The 19,495-nt window shown below is 66.1% G+C and carries 14 protein-coding genes; 11 read left to right on the top strand and 3 right to left on the bottom strand.

Annotation, left to right across the window (positions count from 1 at the left end; translation table 11 throughout):
- Positions 1-4 precede the first annotated feature (4 nt).
- A complete protein-coding gene (locus IM816_RS07005) occupies positions 5-1,402 on the bottom strand; it encodes a GntP family permease (protein WP_250340327.1) in 1,398 nt (465 codons plus the stop codon).
- 173 nt (positions 1,403-1,575) lie between these two features.
- Here IM816_RS07005 and IM816_RS07010 point away from each other — a divergent pair, with 173 nt between their 5' ends.
- The 3 genes from IM816_RS07010 (at position 1,576) to IM816_RS07020 (ending at position 8,265) form a co-directional block, all read left to right on the top strand.
- Positions 1,576-3,864, top strand: a complete 2,289-nt coding sequence (locus tag IM816_RS07010) for a TonB-dependent receptor (RefSeq protein ID WP_250340328.1) — start codon at positions 1,576-1,578, stop codon at positions 3,862-3,864.
- A gap of 14 nt (positions 3,865-3,878) precedes the next feature.
- A complete protein-coding gene (locus IM816_RS07015; RefSeq protein WP_250340329.1) occupies positions 3,879-4,898 on the top strand; it encodes an extracellular catalytic domain type 2 short-chain-length polyhydroxyalkanoate depolymerase in 1,020 nt (339 codons plus the stop codon).
- 106 nt (positions 4,899-5,004) lie between these two features.
- On the top strand, positions 5,005-8,265 hold the full coding sequence (locus tag IM816_RS07020) for a hybrid sensor histidine kinase/response regulator (RefSeq protein ID WP_250340710.1): 3,261 nt from the start codon (positions 5,005-5,007) through the stop codon (positions 8,263-8,265).
- Positions 8,266-8,280: 15 nt separating this feature from the next.
- On the opposite strand, the gene IM816_RS07025 is transcribed toward IM816_RS07020, so the two are convergent.
- On the bottom strand, positions 8,281-8,934 hold the full coding sequence (locus tag IM816_RS07025) for a response regulator transcription factor (RefSeq protein ID WP_250340330.1): 654 nt from the start codon (positions 8,932-8,934) through the stop codon (positions 8,281-8,283).
- Positions 8,935-9,127: 193 nt separating this feature from the next.
- Here IM816_RS07025 and IM816_RS07030 point away from each other — a divergent pair, with 193 nt between their 5' ends.
- The 5 genes from IM816_RS07030 (at position 9,128) to IM816_RS07050 (ending at position 14,918) form a co-directional block, all read left to right on the top strand.
- Complete coding sequence (locus IM816_RS07030) at positions 9,128-10,879, top strand: D-(-)-3-hydroxybutyrate oligomer hydrolase (RefSeq protein ID WP_250340331.1); 1,752 nt, start codon at positions 9,128-9,130, stop codon at positions 10,877-10,879.
- A 126-nt stretch (positions 10,880-11,005) separates the two neighbouring features.
- On the top strand, positions 11,006-11,533 hold the full coding sequence (locus IM816_RS07035; RefSeq protein ID WP_072320641.1) for a peptidylprolyl isomerase: 528 nt from the start codon (positions 11,006-11,008) through the stop codon (positions 11,531-11,533).
- Positions 11,534-11,640: 107 nt separating this feature from the next.
- On the top strand, positions 11,641-12,840 hold the full coding sequence (locus IM816_RS07040) for an aminotransferase class I/II-fold pyridoxal phosphate-dependent enzyme (protein ID WP_072320642.1): 1,200 nt from the start codon (positions 11,641-11,643) through the stop codon (positions 12,838-12,840).
- Between the two features lie 35 nt (positions 12,841-12,875).
- Positions 12,876-13,859: a malate dehydrogenase gene (locus IM816_RS07045; protein WP_072320643.1), complete on the top strand. Its 984-nt coding sequence runs from the start codon at positions 12,876-12,878 to the stop codon at positions 13,857-13,859.
- A 108-nt stretch (positions 13,860-13,967) separates the two neighbouring features.
- Positions 13,968-14,918, top strand: a complete 951-nt coding sequence (locus IM816_RS07050) for a cation diffusion facilitator family transporter (protein ID WP_250340332.1) — start codon at positions 13,968-13,970, stop codon at positions 14,916-14,918.
- A gap of 155 nt (positions 14,919-15,073) precedes the next feature.
- On the opposite strand, the gene gnd is transcribed toward IM816_RS07050, so the two are convergent.
- Complete coding sequence (gene gnd / locus IM816_RS07055) at positions 15,074-16,078, bottom strand: phosphogluconate dehydrogenase (NAD(+)-dependent, decarboxylating) (RefSeq protein WP_250340333.1); 1,005 nt, start codon at positions 16,076-16,078, stop codon at positions 15,074-15,076.
- Positions 16,079-16,315: 237 nt separating this feature from the next.
- Here gnd and IM816_RS07060 point away from each other — a divergent pair, with 237 nt between their 5' ends.
- From IM816_RS07060 to IM816_RS07070, 3 genes are all read left to right on the top strand, one after another.
- The gene (locus IM816_RS07060; protein ID WP_250340334.1) at positions 16,316-16,810 is read left to right on the top strand and encodes a pyridoxamine 5'-phosphate oxidase family protein; all 495 of its coding nucleotides are present in this window, start codon (positions 16,316-16,318) and stop codon (positions 16,808-16,810) included.
- 73 nt (positions 16,811-16,883) lie between these two features.
- A complete protein-coding gene (locus IM816_RS07065; RefSeq protein ID WP_250340335.1) occupies positions 16,884-18,809 on the top strand; it encodes a M1 family metallopeptidase in 1,926 nt (641 codons plus the stop codon).
- Positions 18,810-18,819: 10 nt separating this feature from the next.
- Complete coding sequence (locus IM816_RS07070; protein ID WP_250340336.1) at positions 18,820-19,461, top strand: Pr6Pr family membrane protein; 642 nt, start codon at positions 18,820-18,822, stop codon at positions 19,459-19,461.
- Positions 19,462-19,495: the final 34 nt, after the last annotated feature.

Raw genomic sequence — 19,495 nt, forward strand, 5'->3', positions numbered from 1 at the left:
CCGGTCAGACCACCCCAAGCGCGTAGTAGGCGACGATCGCCACGAAGACCGCGAGGGTCTTGATGACGGTGATCGCGAAGATGTCCCGGTACGACTGCCGATGGGTCAGTCCGGTCACCGCCAGCAGCGTGATGACGGCGCCGTTGTGCGGCAGCGTGTCCATGCCGCCCGAGGCCATCGCAGCAATGCGGTGCAGCACTTCCATGGGGATACCCGTGGCCTGCGCGTTCTGCACGAAGCTTTGGGCCATGGCGCCGAGCGCGATGCTCAGGCCGCCCGACGCCGATCCGGTGATACCCGCCAGCGCGGTGACCGACACGGCTTCGTTCACCAGCGGATTCGGAATGGCGTGGAGTGCGTCGGCCACGGTGCGGAAGCCGGGCAGGGCGGCGATCACGGCGCCGAAGCCGTACTCGGACGCGGTGTTCATGGACGCGAGCAGTGCGCCGCTGACGGCAAGTTTGCTGCCTTCGGCGAAGCGCCGCGAGACCGGGCGCCAGGCGAAGGCGAGCACGCACAGGATGCCCAGCAGCAAGGCGCCCTCCACGGCCCAGATCGCGGCGACCTTCGCGATGTCCTGCACGACAGGCGGCGCATCGCCGACCACGGTGGGGACGAAGGACTGCGTGCTGCCATAGAGGCGCGGGATAGCGAGCGTCAGCAGCTTGTTCGCGATGCCGACCACCAGCAACGGCAACAGCGCCACGAGCGGATGGGCAAGCCGCGCGTCCACGAATGCCGCCGGTTCGTTGGCAAGGTCGTCGCCATAGCCCTCGCCCGCACGCGCGGCCGCACGCCGCCGTCGCTCCAGATAGAACAGGCCGACACCGAGGATGAAGATCGAGCCCAGGCTGCCGAGCCACGGCGCCGCCCAGGTGTCGGTGCCGAAGAACGCGGTGGGAATGATGTTCTGGATCTGCGGCGTGCCCGGCAGCGAGTCCATGGTGAAGGTGAAGGCGCCCAGGGCGATCGTGCCGGGGATCAGGCGCTTGGGAATACCGGCCTGGCGAAACAGTTCCGCCGCGAACGGATACACCGCGAACACCACGACGAACAGCGAGACGCCGCCGTAGGTGAGCAGCGCGCAGACCAGCACGATCGACAGGATGGCGCGCTTCTCGCCGAGCAGACCGATGGTACCGGCAACGATCGCACGCGAGAAGCCGGACAGCTCGATCAGCTTGCCAAACACGGCGCCCAGCATGAACACAGGAAAGTACAGCTTGAGGAAGCCAACCATCTTGTCCATGAACAGGCCGGTGAACATCGGTGCCACCAGACCGGGATCGGTGAGCAGCACCGCGCCCAGCGCGGCGACCGGCGCAAACAGGATGACGCTGTAGCCGCGGTAGGCCACCAGCATCAGGAAGGCCAGCGCGGCCAGCACGATCAGCAATGCCATCGAAACGTTCGTCCCCTGTATCGGCGCATGCGTCCGTCGGACGGCGAGTATCCGCAGGCATAGGGCGGCGTGGCACTGTACCAAGGTACAAGTGTGCCTCTGACGGCCGATTCCTATGCTTCGGTCATTCGGCGCCGAGGGGGCGCCGCGCATCGGTTATCCGGGGGATGTCCATGAAGCACGCACCGCTGACGCTGGCGATCGGCCTAGTTATCGGCCTCGCCGCCACGCTGCCGGCCAAGGCGCAGGACGCCGGCCAGGCGAACGCGCCGACGACGGAAGCGAAGAAGAAGCAGCAGGAAGCCACGCAACTGACCGAGGTAACGGTGAGCGCGCGCCGCCGCGAGGAGTCGCTGGAGAAGGTGCCGGTGGCGGTGAGTGCGTTCTCGGAAGAGGACATGCGCGATCTGCAGGCCACCAGCATCGATGCGCTGCAGGGCGCGGTGCCGAACATGAACATCGTGCAGGGACGCGGTTCGTCGTCGTCGGTCAACATCTTCATCCGCGGCATCGGCCAGCCCGATGCACTGCAGACGTTCGATCCCGGCGTGGGCATGTACGTGGACGACGTGTACTACTCGCGCATCCAGGGTGCGCTCATCAGCCTGTTCGACGTCGATCACGTCGAAGTGCTGCGCGGCCCGCAAGGCACGCTGTACGGCAAGAACTCCACCGGCGGCGCGGTCAAGGTCGTGACCAAGAATCCGGGCACCACGCCGGAAGGGTCGATCGAGGCCACCTTCGGCAACTACGGCCGGCGTGAGGGCCGCTTCTACGGATCGACGCCGCTGAGCAAGGACGGCGCCTGGTCCGCGTCGCTGGCCGGTGCGGTGACCCGTAACGACGGCTACGTTCACAACTACAGCGGCCGCGATTTCAATAACGACAATACGAAATCGGTCCGCGGCAAGCTGCGCTTCCACCCGTCCGACACGTTCGACGGGGTGCTGACGCTCGACTATACGAAGATGGATACGGCGTTGACGCTGGGCCAGCCGGTGTCGCCACTGAAGCGTACCGATCTGGTGTTCGGTTCGGTCACGCTCCTGCAGCCGAACCTCGACGAGAAGTACAACTTCCACACGCAGACCTCGTTCCCTCCGGGTGACGGCCAGAAGCTCACGCACAAGGGCGTGGCGCTCAACATGAACTGGAAGCTCTCGGACCAGTGGAGTCTCAAGAGCATCTCGGCGTACCGCAAGCTCGACAGCGATTCCTACATCGACATCGACGCGTCGCAATACGAACTGGGCGATGTCTTCGTCGGTTTCCGTCAGAAGCAGGCCAGTCAGGAACTCCAGCTTGCATTCGACAACGGCAGCAACCTGCAGTCGGTGTTCGGCGCCTATTACCTGCGCGAGAACGTGCCGTCGACCCAGTACGCGTTTGCGGACGACCTGTTCGCCGTGGCCGGCCGCACGGTGCCGTTCCTGCGCACGATCGGCGACGATCTGACGACGAAGAGCTGGGCCGGCTTCGCGCACGTCAACTGGGAGTTCGTACCGACCTGGACGCTGGCGGCTGGTATTCGCTACAGCAAGGAAAGCAAGGACTACGACCGCACCACGAGTACGTTCTGGGGCGCGCCGCTGACCGCATTGAACGAGACCGTGCCGCTGTCGCGGAGCAAGGACTGGAACGCCTGGACGCCCACGGTGAGTCTGCAGAAGCAGTTCGATCCGCAGACGATGTGGTACGTGTCCGCCAGCCGCGGCTTCAAGTCGGGCGGCTTCAACGGCCGCGCCAACTCGGCGGCCGAGGCGAAGACGGCGGAGTTCGATCCCGAATACGTGTGGACCTTCGAGACGGGCCTCAAGATGCGTAGTGCGGACAACCGCCTGCAGGCCAATCTCGCCGCGTTCCACAGCAACTACAAGGATTTCCAGGCCCGCGTGTCGGAGATCCAGAACCCGGGTTCACTTACCCCGACCTTTGCCTTTCCGGTGATCAACGCGGCGAAGCTGAAGATGGACGGTTTCGAAGCGGAAGGCGTGGCACTGCTGGGCGAGGGCACCCGCCTGAGCACGCAGATCGGCTACCTCAAGGCGAAGTACGACCGCTTCGACGATGCCCGCCTCGATCCGTCCAATCCGCAGTACAACCCGACCATTCACGACCACGTGCCGTTCTCGCCGAAGTGGACGGCGCGCGTGGCGGCGACGCAGACCTTCAACCTCGCCGGGGGCGCGTTGACGCTGGGCGCCGATGCGTCGTATCGCACGGAAACCTGGCTCAGCGTGGACAACTACGCCGCGCTCAGCCAGAAGGCATACACGCTGGTCGGGGCGTTCGGCATCTTCGATTCCGGCGACGGTCACTGGCAGTTCCGTGCCGGCGTGCGCAACGCCACCAACAAGGTCTACAAGACCGATGGGCAGGAGTTCTCCAGCGTGGGTAACATCCGCACGGCGTACTACGGCATGCCGCGCAATTACTACGCGTCGGTTCGCTACAACTTCTGATGCGGGGGATTCCAATGAAACGTCTGTTGCTGGTGGCCATGCTTGTTGCAGGAGGTGCGTCGGCCGCCGACGCTCCGGCGAAGCTGCCGTCGCTCAAGATCGATCCGGCGCGCGTCACCGTGGCCGGCCTGTCGTCAGGCGCGTATATGGCGACACAGGCGCAGGTCGCGTATCCGGACGTGTTCCACGGGGCCGCGCTCGTGGCCGGTGGTCCCTATGGCTGCGCGGGCGGCAAGCTGGAGACAGCGCTCGGTAGTTGCATGAAGGGCACGCCGGCACCCGACGTCACTGCACTGGCGACGCAGGCGCGCACGCGTGCGGCCAAGGGCGAGATCGGACCGCTGTCCAAGCTCGCCACTGCGCGCATCTACGCCTTGCATGGCGCTCAGGACGCGCTCGTTGCACCCGTGGTGGGTCATGCGTCCGCGGGCTTCTACGAGGCGCTGAAGAAAGCCGATCCGGCGTTGGCCGGCATGACCGTGACCGACGACGGCGATCGTGCCTTTGCGCACAATCTGCCCATTAGCGCTGCGGGGGACGATTGCGGCAAGTCGGTCTCGCCGTTCCTCGGTCATTGCGGTTTCGACGCGGCCGGCGAGATCTTCGCCAAGCTCTACGGCAAACCGGCGCATGCCGCGGGCACGGCCAAGGGCGAGCTGCGCGCCTTCGATCAAGACGCCTATCGCAGCGATGGCAAGGACGCCTTCTTGGCCGCCGGCGGTTTCGTCTATCTGCCGCCCGATTGCCTTGCCGGCAAGCCGTGCGGCGTGATGGTCGCCTTGCACGGCTGCAAGCAGAATGCCGATCTGGTCGGCAAGGCCTTCGTCGAGGACGCCGGTTTCAATCGCTGGGCGGACGTGTACGACGTGGCCGTGCTGTATCCTCAGACGCGCGCAGTGTTCGCGCCATTGAATCCGCAAGCATGCTGGGACTGGTGGGGATATTCGGGAGAAAACTACGACACCCGCGCGGGCGTGCAATTGCGCTGGCTGGTCGATGCATTGCATGGCCTGGGCCTGCCCGCCGTGAAATGACCATGCGCCTCGGGCGCCGCGTTGTCAGCGCCCGTCACGGGCCTGAACACGGAGCCCTCTCGTGAGCCCCTGGCTCGTCACGACCGCCGCCGGACTGTGGTTGTGCATGCTGTTTGCAGTGGCGCTGTTCGGCGAGCGGCGCCCCGCGTTCCTCGAACGCCGATGGGCGATCGTCTATGCGCTCTCGCTGGCGATCCACTGCACGTCGTGGACGTTCTACGGCACGGTGACCCAGGCATCGCGCTCCGGCTGGTGGCTGCCGCCGACCTTCATCGGCGCCATCCTCATGTACGCCCTGGCGGTCGGGGTGCTCCGACGCCTGGTCGTCATGGCGCGCGATTACAACGCCGGCTCGGTCGCCGATCTCGTTTCCGCACGGCTAGGCCGCCATCGGGGGCTGGCGGCGCTCGTCACCGTGGTGATGCTGATCGGCATCGTTCCCTATCTTGCATTGCAGTTGAAGGCCGTGGCGATGAGCTATGGCCTGCTTGCACGCGGCCGAGATGCAGAGGCACCCGCATGGCAGGACAGCGCACTCTACGTCGCCTTGTTGATGGCCGCGTTCGCCATGCTGTTCGGTACGCGTCGAGCCTCGGCCATGGCGCACAACCGCGGGCTGGTGCTGGCGATGGCCTTCGAGTCGTTGTTCAAGCTCGGTGCCATGCTTGCGCTGGGGAGCCTGCTGCTTGGCCCGGGCCCTGACCCCGAGGCCATGGCGCGCGTCGCAGCGATGCCGCGCGACGCGAGTGGCTTCCCGGCATTGATCCTGCTCGGTGCGCTGGCGATGTTCACGTTGCCGCACCAGTTCCATGCCGGCATGGTCGAGTGTCGCGATGTCCGCCATGTGGCGACGGCGCGCTGGTTGTTCCCGCTCTACATGCTGCTCATATCGCTGCCCATTCTGCCGCTGGCGCGGCTGGGCGATGCGACGCTGGCGCCGCTCGGCGTGCCTTCGGATCTCTACGTGCTGGCGCTGCCGTTGTCGCGCGAGCAGGGAGGGCTTGCCTTGCTTGCCTTCCTCGGCGGTCTTTCCGCCGCGACGAGCATGGTGGTGGTCGCGACGCTCGCATTGAGCCTCATGGTCGTCAACCATTTCATCGCGCCGGTGCGCGTGCTCGGTGGCTGGGGCCGCGACGAGCGTGGCGATCTACGCGGCCAGGTCATCAATCAGCGTCGCCTCGCCATCGTGGGCGTGATCCTGCTCGCCTGGGCGTATAGCCGCATGCTGGCGGGCAACGATGCGCTGGCCGATATCGGTGGTATCTCGTTCTCCGCACTCGCCGGTCTAGCGCCTGCACTGCTGTTGGCCGTGTACCGGCCACGAACCGGAGCGCGCGCCGTGGGTGCCGGACTCGCCGTCGGCACGCTGGTCTGGATGTACGTGGTGTTGCCAGCGCTGGTGACGCCGGCCCCGAGCTGGGTGGCCGAAGGCCCCTTCGGCATCGGCTGGCTCGCCCCCGACCGGCTCCTCGGTCTCGACGACTGGAGTCGCATCGGCCGCGCGGTCGTGCTCGGCATCGGCGCGAATCTCGCGACCGTCGCGCTCGTAGCGTCGTCGCGCTACGGCCGAGCCACGCAGCCTTCGGCGGAACTCGGTGGCGTAGATGCGGGCGATCTGCGTGCACTCGCCGCACGTTTCCTGCCGGTCGATCGCGTGGACGCGCTCTTTGCGGATGCCGCGCCGCGCGGCGCAGCAGGCAGCGCACTCGCAGCACTGGTGGAGCACGAGCTGGCGGCGGTGATAGGTGCAGGCTCGGCGCGTCTGTTGCTGCAAGTCGTGCATCGCCAGCGCCAGGACGAACTCGATACCGTGGCCGCCATCGTGGGTGAAGCCACGGAAGATCTGCGCTTCAACCAGCGCGTCCTCGAAGCCGCGCTGGAGACGATGAGTCAGGGCATCTGCGTCGTGGACGCCGAATTGCGCCTGGTGGCATGGAATCGGCCGTATGCCGATCTGTTCGGTTATCCGGCCGACATGCTTCGTGTGGGACGCCCCGCGGCGGACCTCGTTCGCCACAACATAGCGGGCGGCCTCATCGGTCCCGGTGACGTCGATGCGCGGGTGGCGCGACGCATGGCCTGGATGCGCTCCGGTTCACCGCATCTCGCGGAGCGACGTTTTCCTGATGGCACCGTCGTGGAAATCCGCGGCAATCCCATGCCGGGCGGCGGCTACGTCGCCACCTTCACTGACGTGACCTCGTTCCGCGAAACGGAGGAGGAACTGATTCGCGCGAACGAAACGCTGGAACTGCGCGTGGCCGAACGCACCGTCGAACTGCAGCGAGCCACCGCCGAAGCGCGTCAGGCGAACGAGGCGAAGAGCCACTTCCTCACCGCGGTGAGCCACGATCTGCTGCAACCGCTGCATGCGGCGCAGCTCTTTGCGCACGCCTTGCGTACCGGCCATGGCGACGCAGACACGGCGCGGCATCTCGATGGCGCGTTGACCGCCACGGAGGACTTGCTGGCAGGCCTGCTCGATATCGCGCGGCTCGAAGGCGGGCGGTTGTCACCGCGAATCGCGGACGTGGCGCTTACGGAGGTGCTGGGGCCGCTGGCCGCGGAAGGGCGCGCGCTCGCGGCGGAGCGCGGTATACGCTTTCACTGCGTACCGACCCGGATCTGGGTGCGCACAGACCCGCAGCTTCTGCGCCGCGTCGTGCAGAACTTCCTCGCCAATGCCTTGCGCTACGCCGAGGGCGGGCGCGTGCTGCTCGGTTGCCGGCGTGTCGATGGCAACGTGCGGATCGAGGTGTGGGATACGGGGCCGGGCATTGCGGCATCCGAGCACGACGTGATCTTCGAAGCGTTTCGACGTGGTGAGTCGGCAGCCGGGCAGGGGCTTGGCCTCGGTCTTGCCATCGCCGAGCGCACGGCCGCGTTGCTTGCCCATCCGCTGGGGCTTCGCTCGTGGCCGGGGCGCGGCTCGGTATTCGAGGTCAGTGTGCCGGTGGCTCCGAGGGGTCGTGCCACACCGACTGCGCTGCCAGCGCCGCTGGCGGTGCCTACCGGTCATGCGATCGTGATCGACAACGATCCCGTCGCCCTGGCGGCGACCGCGAGTCTTCTGCGTAGTCTCGGTTGGACCGTGGATGCACTGCGCTCGCCGCAGGGGGACGCACAGACTCCCGACCTTATGATGCTCGATTACCACCTTGACGGCGGGCGAACGGGGCTCGATGCGCTCGCGGTGCTGCGTGAGCGCTACGGGGACGTGCCGTCCATCTTCGTCACCGCCGACCGCGACGCGGACCTGCGTGCGCGCTTGCAGGAAGCGGGAGGAAGCGTGCTGTACAAGCCGCTGAAGCCGCTGGCACTGCGCCAGGCGATGCAGCGGCTGGTCGCACGCCGCGAACCTTCCTAACCCGCGCGCGGACCGTCAGGGTTCGTTGCTGCCGAGGTCCAGTGAGCGCAGCAGCACACCCGCCTGCGTGCGATTGCGCACTTCCAGCTTTTCGAAGATCGCGGTCACGTGCGCTTTTACCGTGCGTTCCTGCACGCCGAGGCGATCGGCGATCTGCTTGTTGAGCAGACCTTCCGCGAGCATGGAAAGCACGCGGAACTGCTGCTCCGTCAGCCGTGAGAGTTTCGCGGCGAGTTGCGCGTCGCCGGCATCGGCGGGCAGGGCAGCCACCGCTTCCGCCCAACCCGTCGGCAGCCAGTGACCCTCTTCCAGCACGCTGCGCACGGCCTCGGCGATGGCCGACGGATCGGCGCTCTTGGGCAGGAAGCCGGCGGCACCATGGGCGAGCACACGGCGCACCACCGAGGGTTCGTCGTGCGCGGACACCACCAGCACGGCCACGCCAGGAAACTGGCCGCGCAAGGCGGCGAGGCCGGAGAGGCCGCGACTGCCTGGCATGCGCAGGTCGAGCAGCACGAGATCGGTATCGGGCGCGGCGGCGAGTGCGCCGAGCAGGCTGTCGAGGTCCGCAACGTCGCCGACCTCGGCATCGGGCACAGCGGCAGCCGCCGCCTGGCGCAAGGCCGCGCGGAAGAGAGGATGGTCGTCGGCAACGAGGATGCGATTCATCGCCCGCGACGGTAGCCGTGTATCGCCGCCGCGTCGAGTGCGCGCGGATCGTGCTGCCCTTTCGTACGATGGCGGGCGGCGGTGCGCTTGCTATCGTGCACCGATGTCACGCATCTTCCCCCTGGCCGTCGTCGCCGCCTTTTCGTTCGGTGTGCTGTCCTGCGCGACGGCGCCCGCCACGAGGAAAGGCTCCATGTCTGCACCTGACCATTTCGGCGATGTCCGCGTTACCGAGCATCGCCATGGCGACGACCTGCTGAGCGCCGGTCTGGGCCTGCGCGGTCTCGCCGGCATGCCCAGCGCCTTCGCCAACCCGTCGGCGCCCACGCCCGCGGAACTGCGTCGTCGCGCGATTCAGAGCAGTTGGAAGGGCATCGCCGATCTCGGTCCGCTGGGCGGCTTCGGTACCGTGTATGGCGCAGTGCCGGCAGTGCCGGGGCGCGAGTTCACCGCGTTCGCGACGCTCCCGGGCGCGCATGCGCCTCACCGTGTACTGGTCCAGGTGCCCGACGACTTCGATCGCACCCGGCGCTGCCTGGTGGTCACGGCGTCGTCCGGTTCCCGCGGCATCTACGGCGCCATCGCGCTGGCTGGCGGCTGGGGTCTTCCGCGCGGTTGCGCGGTCGCCTATACGGACAAGGGCACCGGCGCAGGTTATTTCGATACCGCCGAAGGCACGGGCGTCCGGCTGGACGGTACGCGCGCCAAAGCCGGCGAGGCGCCCCTGGAATTCGAGCCTGTTGGTGTTGCAGCCGACGCTGGCATCGCGGTGAAGCACGCGCACTCGGGCGACAACCCGGAGGCCGATTGGGGCCGCCACGTGTTGCAGGCAGCGCGCTTCGGGCTCGCCATGCTCGACCGCGCCTTTCCGAACGAAGCGCCGTTCACGCCCGCGAACACGCGCATCATCGCTACCGGTCTTTCCAACGGCGGCGGCGCGGTGCTGCGTGCCGCAGGCGACGACAGCGAAGGCATCCTCGCCGCCGTGGTCGCCCTGGAACCGAACATCCACGTGGCCGGTCGCGGCCGGCCGTTCTATGACTACGCCACCGAGGCGGCGCTGCTGTTGCCGTGCGCCCTCGCAGCGCCTGAGTTCGATGGCGTGCCGTTCGCCCGTGTGGCTCATGTGGCGCCGCCGGCATGGGCGATCCGCTGTGCGTCGTTGCGCGCACACGGTCGCCTGTCCGCCGTGATGCCCGGCGCGCAGGCCGCGGAGGCTCTGGCCATGCTGCGTGCGTCCGGCTGGCAGGACGACGCGCTGGCCGTCGCCGCCTCGTCCACGTCGCTGGATCTGTGGCGCGCCGTCACCGCGGCGTATGCATCCGCGTATCTGAAGCGACCGGCGGGCGCCATGCCTTGCGGGTTCTCTTATCGTGCGCAGATCGCGGGAATCGCCACGGGCGTCGATGCTGCCATTCGCGCCGCATGGTGGTCTGATGGCTCGGGCGTGCCGCCCGGGGCCGGCGTGGTGCTTGCTGGTGGGACCGACTTTTCACCCGACCCGGCCTTGCCCGGCAACCTCTGCCTGCGCGAGCTGTGGACGGGCCAGGGCGACGACGCGCGCCGGCTCCGCGATGCCGTGGACGCTACGGCGGCGGCCTTGCCGCGCGTGGACCTGCCCATCCTCGTGGTCCACGGGGCGCAGGACGGCTTGATCCCCGTCGCTTTCAGCTCCGATCCGTACGTGAAGTGGCTGCGCGCCTCGGGCCGCTCTCCCGTGTTCTGGAAGGTGCCGTACGCCCAGCATTTCGACGCCTTCCTGGCCTTTCCCGACTTCGGCGACCGCCATGCGCCGCTGCTGCCGTTCGGCTACGTAGCGCTCGACCGCGCATGGGCGCACCTGGCCGACGGCAGGCCATTGCCGGAAGACGCCGCCGTGCGCGATACGCGCCCCCGCGGCGCGGGAGCCCTGGACGCCGCCATGCTCGCCTTGCCGGAACGTTGAGTCCTTCGTCACACGCAACCGCTTGAACTCCTGGGACTCGGGCGCCATCTTCGGTAGCCTTTGCAGTCCCCCGGGGCGGTCCAGCGCTGCGACCGTGCCGCATTTCAACGAGTTACAGGAATCGCGATGACCATCAACGTCACCATGAAGACGAACAAGGGCGACATTCACCTGCGCCTGCACGACGACAAGACCCCGGTTACGGTGGCTAACTTCGTCAATCTGGCCAAGCGCGGCTATTACGACGGCCTGTCGTTTCATCGCGTCATCGCCGACTTCATGGTCCAGGGCGGTTGCCCGGAGGGCTCGGGCCGCGGCGGTCCGGGTTACAAGTTCGGCGACGAGTTCAGCCCGAGCCTGAAGCACGACAAGCCGGGCGTCCTCTCCATGGCCAATGCTGGCCCGGGCACCAACGGTTCGCAGTTCTTCGTCACGCACGGCCCGACGCCCTGGCTCGACGGCAAGCACAGCGTGTTCGGCGAAGTGCTCGGTGCCGACGACCAGAAGGTGGTCGACGCGATCCGCCAGGGCGACACGATCGAGAAGGTGATCGTCGAAGGCGACGTCGATGCGCTGCTGGAAAAGCAGGTCGACAACGTCAAGAAGTGGAACGAGGTATTGGATGCGCGCCAAGGCGCGTCGTCCGTCTCGTGAGGAGCCGACCGTGCGGGAGCCGCCAACGCGGCTCCCGCCGGTGACCATTCCGGCGCCGGGGCCGTGTTAAAATAGCGGCCTTTGTCCCGCTCCCTCCCGAGGAAACGATGCCGCAGCTCGCCAAGCGTATCGGCCGCGCCAAGCCCAGCGCGATCATGGTCATTGCCGAGAAGGCCAAGCGCCTCAAGGCCGAAGGACGGGACATCGTCAGTTTTTCGATCGGCGTACCGAACTTCCTCCCCGGCGAGCACGTGTATGCCGCGGCCCGCGAGGCCCTGGCGAAGGATTCCGGCCAGTACGGCAGCAACCGCGGCCCCGACGCACTGATCGACGCCTTCCTCGCGCACATCGCGGCGCTTGGTCTCACCGGCTACACCCGCGCCAACGTCACCACCGGCGTCGGCGCCAAGCAGGTGCTCTACAACCTGGCCGAAGCGCTGCTCGACGAGGGCGATGAAATCGCTTTCCCCGCGCCGTACTGGACCAGCTATCTCGATATCGCGGAAATCGTCGGCGCTCGGATCAATATCCTGCCGTGCCCGCCCGAGCAGCACTACAAGCTCACCCCGGCTCAGCTCGACGCCGCACTGGCACGCAAGCCGCGCGTGTTCCTGTTCAACAACCCGTCCAACCCGACCGGCATGGTCTATACGCGCGATGAAATCGCCGCGCTGGCCGACGTGATCGCAAAGTACCCGGACACCTGGGTCATCACCGACGACATCTACAACACGATGGTGTTCGACGGCGTGGGTTACCACAACTTCGTGCACGTGCGCCCGGAGTTGAAGGACCGCGTGATCTTCGTCGACTCGCTGTCGAAGACCTACGGCATGCCGGGCTGGCGCGTGGGCTTCATCGCCGCGCCGGAAGCGGTGGCGCTTGCCGTCACCACGCTCAATTCCAATCACATCACCAGCCTGCCGGAAGTCGTCAGTGCGGCGGCCGTCGCAGCGCTCGCCGGTCCGCAGGACATCCCCGCCGCCAAGTGCGCGGAATTCGCGGCGAAGCGCGATCGCGTCTACAACGCGTTGGTCTCCATTCCCGGCGTGGTCTGCCCGCGTCCGCAGGGCGCGTTCTATGCGTTCCCCGATATCTCGGTCGCCTTCGGCAAGCAGCACAACGGCGTGGCGATCACGTCCGACGTCGATTTCTGCGCCGCACTGCTCGAAGCCAAGGGCGTCGCCTGCGTGCCGGGCTCCGCGTTCGGCGAGCCGCGCGCGCTGCGCATTTCCTATTCCTGCCCGGACGAGGCGCTCGACAAGGGCATGGCCCGCATCGTCGAGTTCTTCGCCGAGCTCACCTGATCGTCAGTCCAAGCGATATTCCAAGGAGTCGAAAGATGAAAGCACCCGTTCGCGTTGCCGTCACCGGCGCAGCCGGCCAGATCGGTTATGCCCTCCTGTTCCGTATCGCCGCCGGCGACATGCTGGGTCCGGACCAGCCGGTGATCCTGCACCTGCTCGAAATCACCCCGGCGCTGCCTGCGCTACAGGGCGTGGTGATGGAACTCAACGATTGCGCGTTCCCGACGCTCGCTGGCGTGGTCGCCACCGATGACGTCAACGTCGCCTTCAAGGACGTGGACTATGCGCTGCTCGTCGGCGCGCGTCCGCGTGGTCCGGGCATGGAGCGCAAGGATCTGCTCGAAGCCAACGGCGCCATCTTCGGCCCGCAGGGTAAGGCACTGAACGATCACGCCAAGCGCAATGTGCGCGTGCTGGTCGTCGGCAACCCGGCCAACACCAATGCGCTGATCGCGCAGCAGAATGCACCGGACCTCGATCCGAAGTGCTTCACCGCCATGGTCCGCCTCGACCACAACCGCGCGCTGTCGCAGCTCGCCGAGAAGACCGGTGCGCATACCACGGACATCCGCAAGGTCACCATCTGGGGCAACCACAGCTCCACGCAGTACCCGGACCTGCACGAGACCACCGTGAACGGCAAGCCGGCGCTGGAGCAGGTCGACCAGACCTGGTACGCCGACACCTTCATCCCGACCGTGCAGCAGCGCGGCGCGGCGATCATCAAGGCGCGTGGCGCCTCGTCGGCCGCTTCGGCTGCTTCCGCGGCCATCGACCACATGCGCGACTGGGCGCTCGGCACCGCCGAGGGCGACTGGGTCTCCATGGGCATTCCGTCCGATGGTTCGTACGGCATCGAGCCGGGCGTGATCTTCGGTTACCCGGTAACGGTGAAGGATGGCAAGTACGCCATCGTGCAGGGCCTGAACATCAATGCGTTCTCGCAGGCTCGCATCGATGCGACGAACAAGGAACTGCGCGAAGAGCGCGCCGGCGTGGAACACCTGTTCGCGAAGTAATTCGCGTCAGGATTCTGCAAACGAGAAGGCCGCGCTGCAAAGCGCGGCCTTTTTGCTTTTGACGACACAGCGCGACTGTTACCTTTGGGACCAATCAAGGAATACACCATGGCCCACAGCCCACGTCTCGTTGTCTATGCCGCGCTGGCCGCCAATGTCGGTATTGCCGTGGCGAAGTTCATCGCCGCCGCCATAAGCGGCAGTTCCGCCATGCTGTCCGAAGGCGTGCATTCCCTCGTGGACAGCATCAACGAGGTGTTGCTGCTGCACGGCCTGCGCCGCTCGCAACGCCCGCCGGATCGCGACAACCCCTTGGGCTTCGGGCGTGAACTGTATTTCTGGAGCTTCATTGTCGCGCTGCTGGTGCTCGCGCTGGGTGCAGGCTTTTCGCTGTACGAGGGCGTAAATCACATTCTTTCGCCCGAACCGCTGCGCGATCCGACGCTGAACTACATCGTGCTGGCGGTGGGTGCGGTATTCGAAGGTGCGTCGTGGTGGCTCTCGCTGAAAAGCGTGCAGCGTCGCAAAGGCAAGCTGAGCTACTTCGAGGCGTTTCGCACGACCAAGGATCCCACGACGTTCTCCGTGTTGTTCGAGGACAGCGCGGCACTGCTCGGTCTCGCCATCGCCGCGCTCGGTGTGTACCTGTCGCATGCGCTAGGCGACCCGCGCATCGATGGCTGGGCCTCGATCGGCATCGCCGTGGTGCTCGCACTGGCGTCGATCATGCTGGCGCGCGAAAGCAAGGCCTTGCTCATTGGCGAACCGGCGCAACCCAAATTGCTGGCGCAGGTCTGCAGTATTGCGGGCAAGGTAAAGGGCGTGGAAGCAGTGAACGGCATGCTCACCGTGCAGATGGGACCGGACCAGGTGCTGGTCGCGGTGTCGGCGGCGTTCGACGATCGTCTGACCACGGTGGAAATCGAGGAGTGCGTGCGGACGATCGAAGCGCGGACGAAGGAAGCCAGGCTGCCGATCGTGGCGCTGTTCGTAAAGCCGCAGACACCCGAACGCTGGCGCGAGCGCCTGCGCGAGCTGGATGGAACGGGCGAGCCATAAAAAAGATTCTTCACGGCTCCCACCGTTGCTCGTCTGGCTTCTCGCTGCTATAGCGGCTCCCACATGTGCTGTCCGCGACATGTGGGAGGAACAAAAAAGGAGCCGCCCTTGGGCGGCTCCTTTCGGTCACGATATAAAGTGACGCTTCCTGTCGATCAGGAGTGCTCGCCTTCCGTCGGCGGCTTGCCGCGGCCTTCGATATGACCACCGAAGCCCATGCGCATCGCGGACAGCAGGCGCTCGGCATAGGTGTGGTCCTGGCGCGAGCGGAAACGTGCGAAGAGGGCGGAGGTGAGCACTTCGGCAGGCACGGCCTGTTCGATGGCAGCGTTCACCGTCCAGCGGCCTTCGCCGGAGTCGTCGACGTAACCCGAGTAATTGTCGAGTTCGGGGCCCTTCGCCAGCGCGCTGGCGGTCAGGTCGAGCAGCCAGGACGACACGACGCTGCCGCGACGCCAGACTTCCGCGATGTCGGCCATATCGAGCTCGTAGCGCTCGCGTTCCGGCAGGTGAGCTGCGTTGCGGTTCTTCAGGATGTCGAAGCCTTCCGCGAACGACTGCATCATGCCGTACTCGATGCCGTTGTGGATCATCTTGACGAAATGGCCTGCGCCCGCCGGACCGGCGTGCATGTAGCCATTTTCCACGCGCGGATCGCGACCTTCGCGGCCTTCGGTGCGCGGAATGTCGCCTGCGCCAGGGGCCAGCGTCTTGAAGATCGGGTCGAGGTGATCGACCGTGGCCTTGTCGCCGCCGATCATCATGCAGTAGCCGCGCTCCAGGCCCCACACGCCGCCGGACGTGCCGACGTCCACATAGTGCATACCCTTGGCAGCGAGTTCCTCGGCACGGCGCGCGTCGTCCTTGTAGAACGTATTGCCACCATCGATGACGATGTCGTCCTTGCTCAACAGGCCCGACAGCGTCTGAATCGTTTTCTCGGTGATCTCACCGGCCGGCAGCATGACCCAGATCGCGCGCGGCGAGGGCAGCGCCTTGACCATGGCTTCCAGCGAATCGACCGCTTCGCCGCCGTCCTTCGCCAGCGCGGCGCGGGCGTCGGGATTGTTGTCGTAGACCACGGTCTGGTGGCCGTCCCTCATCAGGCGGCGGGCGATATTGCCGCCCATGCGGCCCAGTCCGATCAAACCGATTTTCATGCGTGTGGTCCTCGATGTGTGCAACGTGGGGAATATGCGGATACCCACGCCGGATGCAAGGTATACGTACGGATGACGGGACGGGGCCCCGATGCCATCCGCCATGCTCCGGCTCCGGGTGACCCCTGCAATAGTGCCATGTGAGCATGATGTCTGCCCGTGAATGCACGGGATTGACGGCATGTTGAGCGGTGGCATGGGACCGTCTGGCTCTATTTCAAACGCCGGAGATCACTCATGAGCGATACCCGCCAGGACGAGAAAGAGAAGATCTGGTCGCTGATCAAGGACGCCCGCGTGGCCATGCTGACCAGCGAGCGCGACGGCCGGCTCTACAGCCGCCCCATGGTTGCGTCGCAGAAGGGCTTTGACGGCAGCCTCTGGTTCTTCACCCGAAAGAGCTCGCCCAAGGTGGCTGAAGTCGAAGGACACCGACAGGTCAACGTGGCCTATGCCAGCGCCAGCGACAACAGTTACGTTTCGCTTTCCGGTGTGGCAAACCTCGTGGAGGATCGCGCGGCGATCGAGGCGCATTGGAACGAGTGGATCAAGACCTGGTTCCCGGATGGCAAGGACGATCCCGATCTGGCCCTGCTTCGCGTCGACGTGGACACCGCGGAGTACTGGGATGCGCCGTCGTCGAAAATGGTGCTTGCCTTCGATTATCTGAAAGCTCGCATCACGGGCCAGACGCCTCACGTGGGCGAGAACCGAAAGGTCGACATCCGCTGACCTGACTTACGGCAGGCTGGAGTCCAGCCACCTCGGGCGGTTACGCTCTTGGGTCGCCCCAAGAGTGTGCCCGATGAAAAACGTCGCTCGACTGTGCCTCGCCGCTATCGCCCTCGCAGGCACGCTGGGCGCCACCGCAGCAAACTACGATCCGCGCGAGACCTTCGCCCCGTTTACGTATCCCCAGCCGGTGAACGCCTACCGCTCGGGCAGCGGCATGCCGGGGCCGATGTTCTGGCAGAACAGAGCGGACTACGACCTCGCGGCCACGCTCGATCCGGTCAAGAACACGCTGAGTGGCAAGGCCACCATCCACTACACCAACAACAGCCCCGACGCGCTGGACGTGCTCTGGCTGCAACTGGACGAGAACCGATTCACGGCCGACGCGCGCGGCAACTTCACCGCCGGCAAGACCGAAAAGCGTCACACCGACGGTTATCGCATCGCCTCGGTCACGGTCGGGCAGGGCGATAAGCGAGCCGAGTACGTGGTCAGCGACACGCGCATGCAGGTTCGCCTGCCCGAACCGCTGGCCGCACACGGCGGCAAGGTCACCCTCACGATCGTATATTCCTACGATCTGCCGGGCGACTTCGGCGGCCGCACCGGATTCGCACCGTCGAAGAACGGCAACATCTATGAGATGGCGCAGTGGTACCCGCGCATGTGCGTGTACGACGACCTACGTGGCTGGGACACGGCGCCGTATCTCAACAGCGAGTTCTATCTGGAATATGGCGACTTCGACTACGCCATCACGGTGCCCTCGAACATGATCGTGGCCGGCTCGGGCGAGCTGGTGAACCCCGATGACGTATTGACGGCGACGCAGCGCGAGCGCCTCGCGAAGGCCCGCGAGAGCGATAGCACGGTGATGATCCGCACGCCTGCCGAGGTCACCGATCCCGCGAGCCGTCCCAAGACCGGCGGTACGTTGACCTGGAAGTTCCGCATGAAGAACACGCGCGACGTGGCCTTCGGCGCATCGACGGCGTACGTGTGGGATGCCGCGCGGATCAACCTGCCGGAGGGCCGCAAGGCGCTGGCGATGTCCGTGTACCCGGTGGAAAGTGTGGGTGAGAAAAGCTGGGGCCGCTCGACCGAATATCTCAAGGCATCGGTGGAGCACTTCTCCTCGAAGTGGTACCCGTATCCGTACCCCGTGGCGATCAACGAGGCGGGCTCCGCGGCCAGCGGCATGGAATATCCCGGCATCGTCTTCGATCCGATGAAGGCGCCGGCGAAGGCCTTGCACATGGTGACCGCGCACGAGATCGGCCACACCTGGTTCCCGATGATCGTGGGCAGCGACGAGCGCCGCAATGCGTGGATGGACGAGGGCTTCAATACCTTCATCGACGTGTACGAAGCCGACGCCTTCCATCATGGCGAGTTCGCGCCGAAGCGCGACGGCGAGTACGCGCCCAAGGGCGGCAATCCGGTCGACGAGATTCTGCCCTTGCTCGCCGATCCGAACGCGCCGCCGTTGCTCATGGGTGCCGACATGGTCAAGGAGACCTATCGCCATCCCGCGACCTATTTCAAGGCAGCGCTGGGCCTCGTGCTGCTGCGCGAGCAGATCATCGGCCCCGAGCGTTTCGATCCCGCCTTCCGCAAGTACATCGCTACTTGGGCGTACAAGCATCCGACACCGTCGGATTTCTTCCGCCTGATGGAGAGCGAGGCCGGCGAGGATCTTTCGTGGTTCTGGCGCGGCTGGTATGCCAACAACTGGCAACTGGACATGGCAGTGACGAAGATCGACGGGTCGTCGGTGACTGTGGAGAACCGCGACCAGCTGGTGATGCCTGCGACCTTGCGCGTCACCTTCGACGACAAGTCGACCAAGGACATTCGCGTCCCGGTAGAGACCTGGCAGCAGCATCGGAGTTTCGACGTAAGCGTGCCGGGCGATCGGCGCATCGTGCGTGCCGAGATCGATCCCGATCACGTCATTCCCGACCGCGACCGCTCGAACAATGCCTGGCCCCGCTGAGGTGCGCTCGATGCCGCCACGCGCCGCTGTGTCCAACCTGTTCGCCGTCGTGGTTGCCGCGGTGGCATGGCCGACCCTCTTGCTGCAGTACTGGCTGACCGTATGGTCCGGTCCGCTGGGCGAGGTGACGGTACGCTACTTCAGCTTCTTCACGATTCTCTCCAACCTGCTCGTGGCCCTGGTCGCCGCGGCTGCAGCGACCGGCGGCAACTGGGCACCGTTGCGGTTCCTGCGGGGACCGCGCGTGCGCGGGCTGGCGGCGCTTTCCATCACGGTGACCTGCGCGATCTACGCCACGTTGCTGCAATCGCTGTGGCATCCGTTGGGCCCGCAACTCGTGGCCGACCGTTCATTGCATTACGTGGTGCCGGCGCTGTACGTGTTCTGGTGGGCGGTGCTGCTGCCGCACGGCACGCTGGTCTGGCGCGACGCCCTGCGCTGGCTGGGCTTTCCGTTGCTGTTCGCGGTCTGGACGTTCCTGCGCGGTGCCATCGTGCATGAATATCCGTACCCCTTCATGGACGTGAATCGCCTCGGCTATCCCACGGTGCTGCTCAATGCGGCACTGGTGGGGCTGCTGTTCCTGGTCCTCGGGTTGGGCTTCGTGACCTTGGACAGGGCGCTGGGCCGGCGCACGGCGGCCGTTCGCTAGGGCTTCGTCGCAGCGGGGTCACGACGGTTGGCCT

The organism is Luteibacter flocculans (assembly GCF_023612255.1).
Classification (GTDB): Bacteria; Pseudomonadota; Gammaproteobacteria; order Xanthomonadales; family Rhodanobacteraceae; genus Luteibacter; species Luteibacter flocculans.

Coding starts and splice junctions, on each gene's coding strand:
- IM816_RS07005 (WP_250340327.1), bottom strand. CDS start 1,402: ATGGCATTGCTGATCGTGCTGGCCGCGCTGGCCTTCCTGATGCTGGTG.
- IM816_RS07010 (WP_250340328.1), top strand. CDS start 1,576: ATGAAGCACGCACCGCTGACGCTGGCGATCGGCCTAGTTATCGGCCTC.
- IM816_RS07015 (WP_250340329.1), top strand. CDS start 3,879: ATGAAACGTCTGTTGCTGGTGGCCATGCTTGTTGCAGGAGGTGCGTCG.
- IM816_RS07020 (WP_250340710.1), top strand. CDS start 5,005: ATGCTGTTTGCAGTGGCGCTGTTCGGCGAGCGGCGCCCCGCGTTCCTC.
- IM816_RS07025 (WP_250340330.1), bottom strand. CDS start 8,934: ATGAATCGCATCCTCGTTGCCGACGACCATCCTCTCTTCCGCGCGGCC.
- IM816_RS07030 (WP_250340331.1), top strand. CDS start 9,128: ATGTCTGCACCTGACCATTTCGGCGATGTCCGCGTTACCGAGCATCGC.
- IM816_RS07035 (WP_072320641.1), top strand. CDS start 11,006: ATGACCATCAACGTCACCATGAAGACGAACAAGGGCGACATTCACCTG.
- IM816_RS07040 (WP_072320642.1), top strand. CDS start 11,641: ATGCCGCAGCTCGCCAAGCGTATCGGCCGCGCCAAGCCCAGCGCGATC.
- IM816_RS07045 (WP_072320643.1), top strand. CDS start 12,876: ATGAAAGCACCCGTTCGCGTTGCCGTCACCGGCGCAGCCGGCCAGATC.
- IM816_RS07050 (WP_250340332.1), top strand. CDS start 13,968: ATGGCCCACAGCCCACGTCTCGTTGTCTATGCCGCGCTGGCCGCCAAT.
- gnd (WP_250340333.1), bottom strand. CDS start 16,078: ATGAAAATCGGTTTGATCGGACTGGGCCGCATGGGCGGCAATATCGCC.
- IM816_RS07060 (WP_250340334.1), top strand. CDS start 16,316: ATGAGCGATACCCGCCAGGACGAGAAAGAGAAGATCTGGTCGCTGATC.
- IM816_RS07065 (WP_250340335.1), top strand. CDS start 16,884: ATGAAAAACGTCGCTCGACTGTGCCTCGCCGCTATCGCCCTCGCAGGC.
- IM816_RS07070 (WP_250340336.1), top strand. CDS start 18,820: ATGCCGCCACGCGCCGCTGTGTCCAACCTGTTCGCCGTCGTGGTTGCC.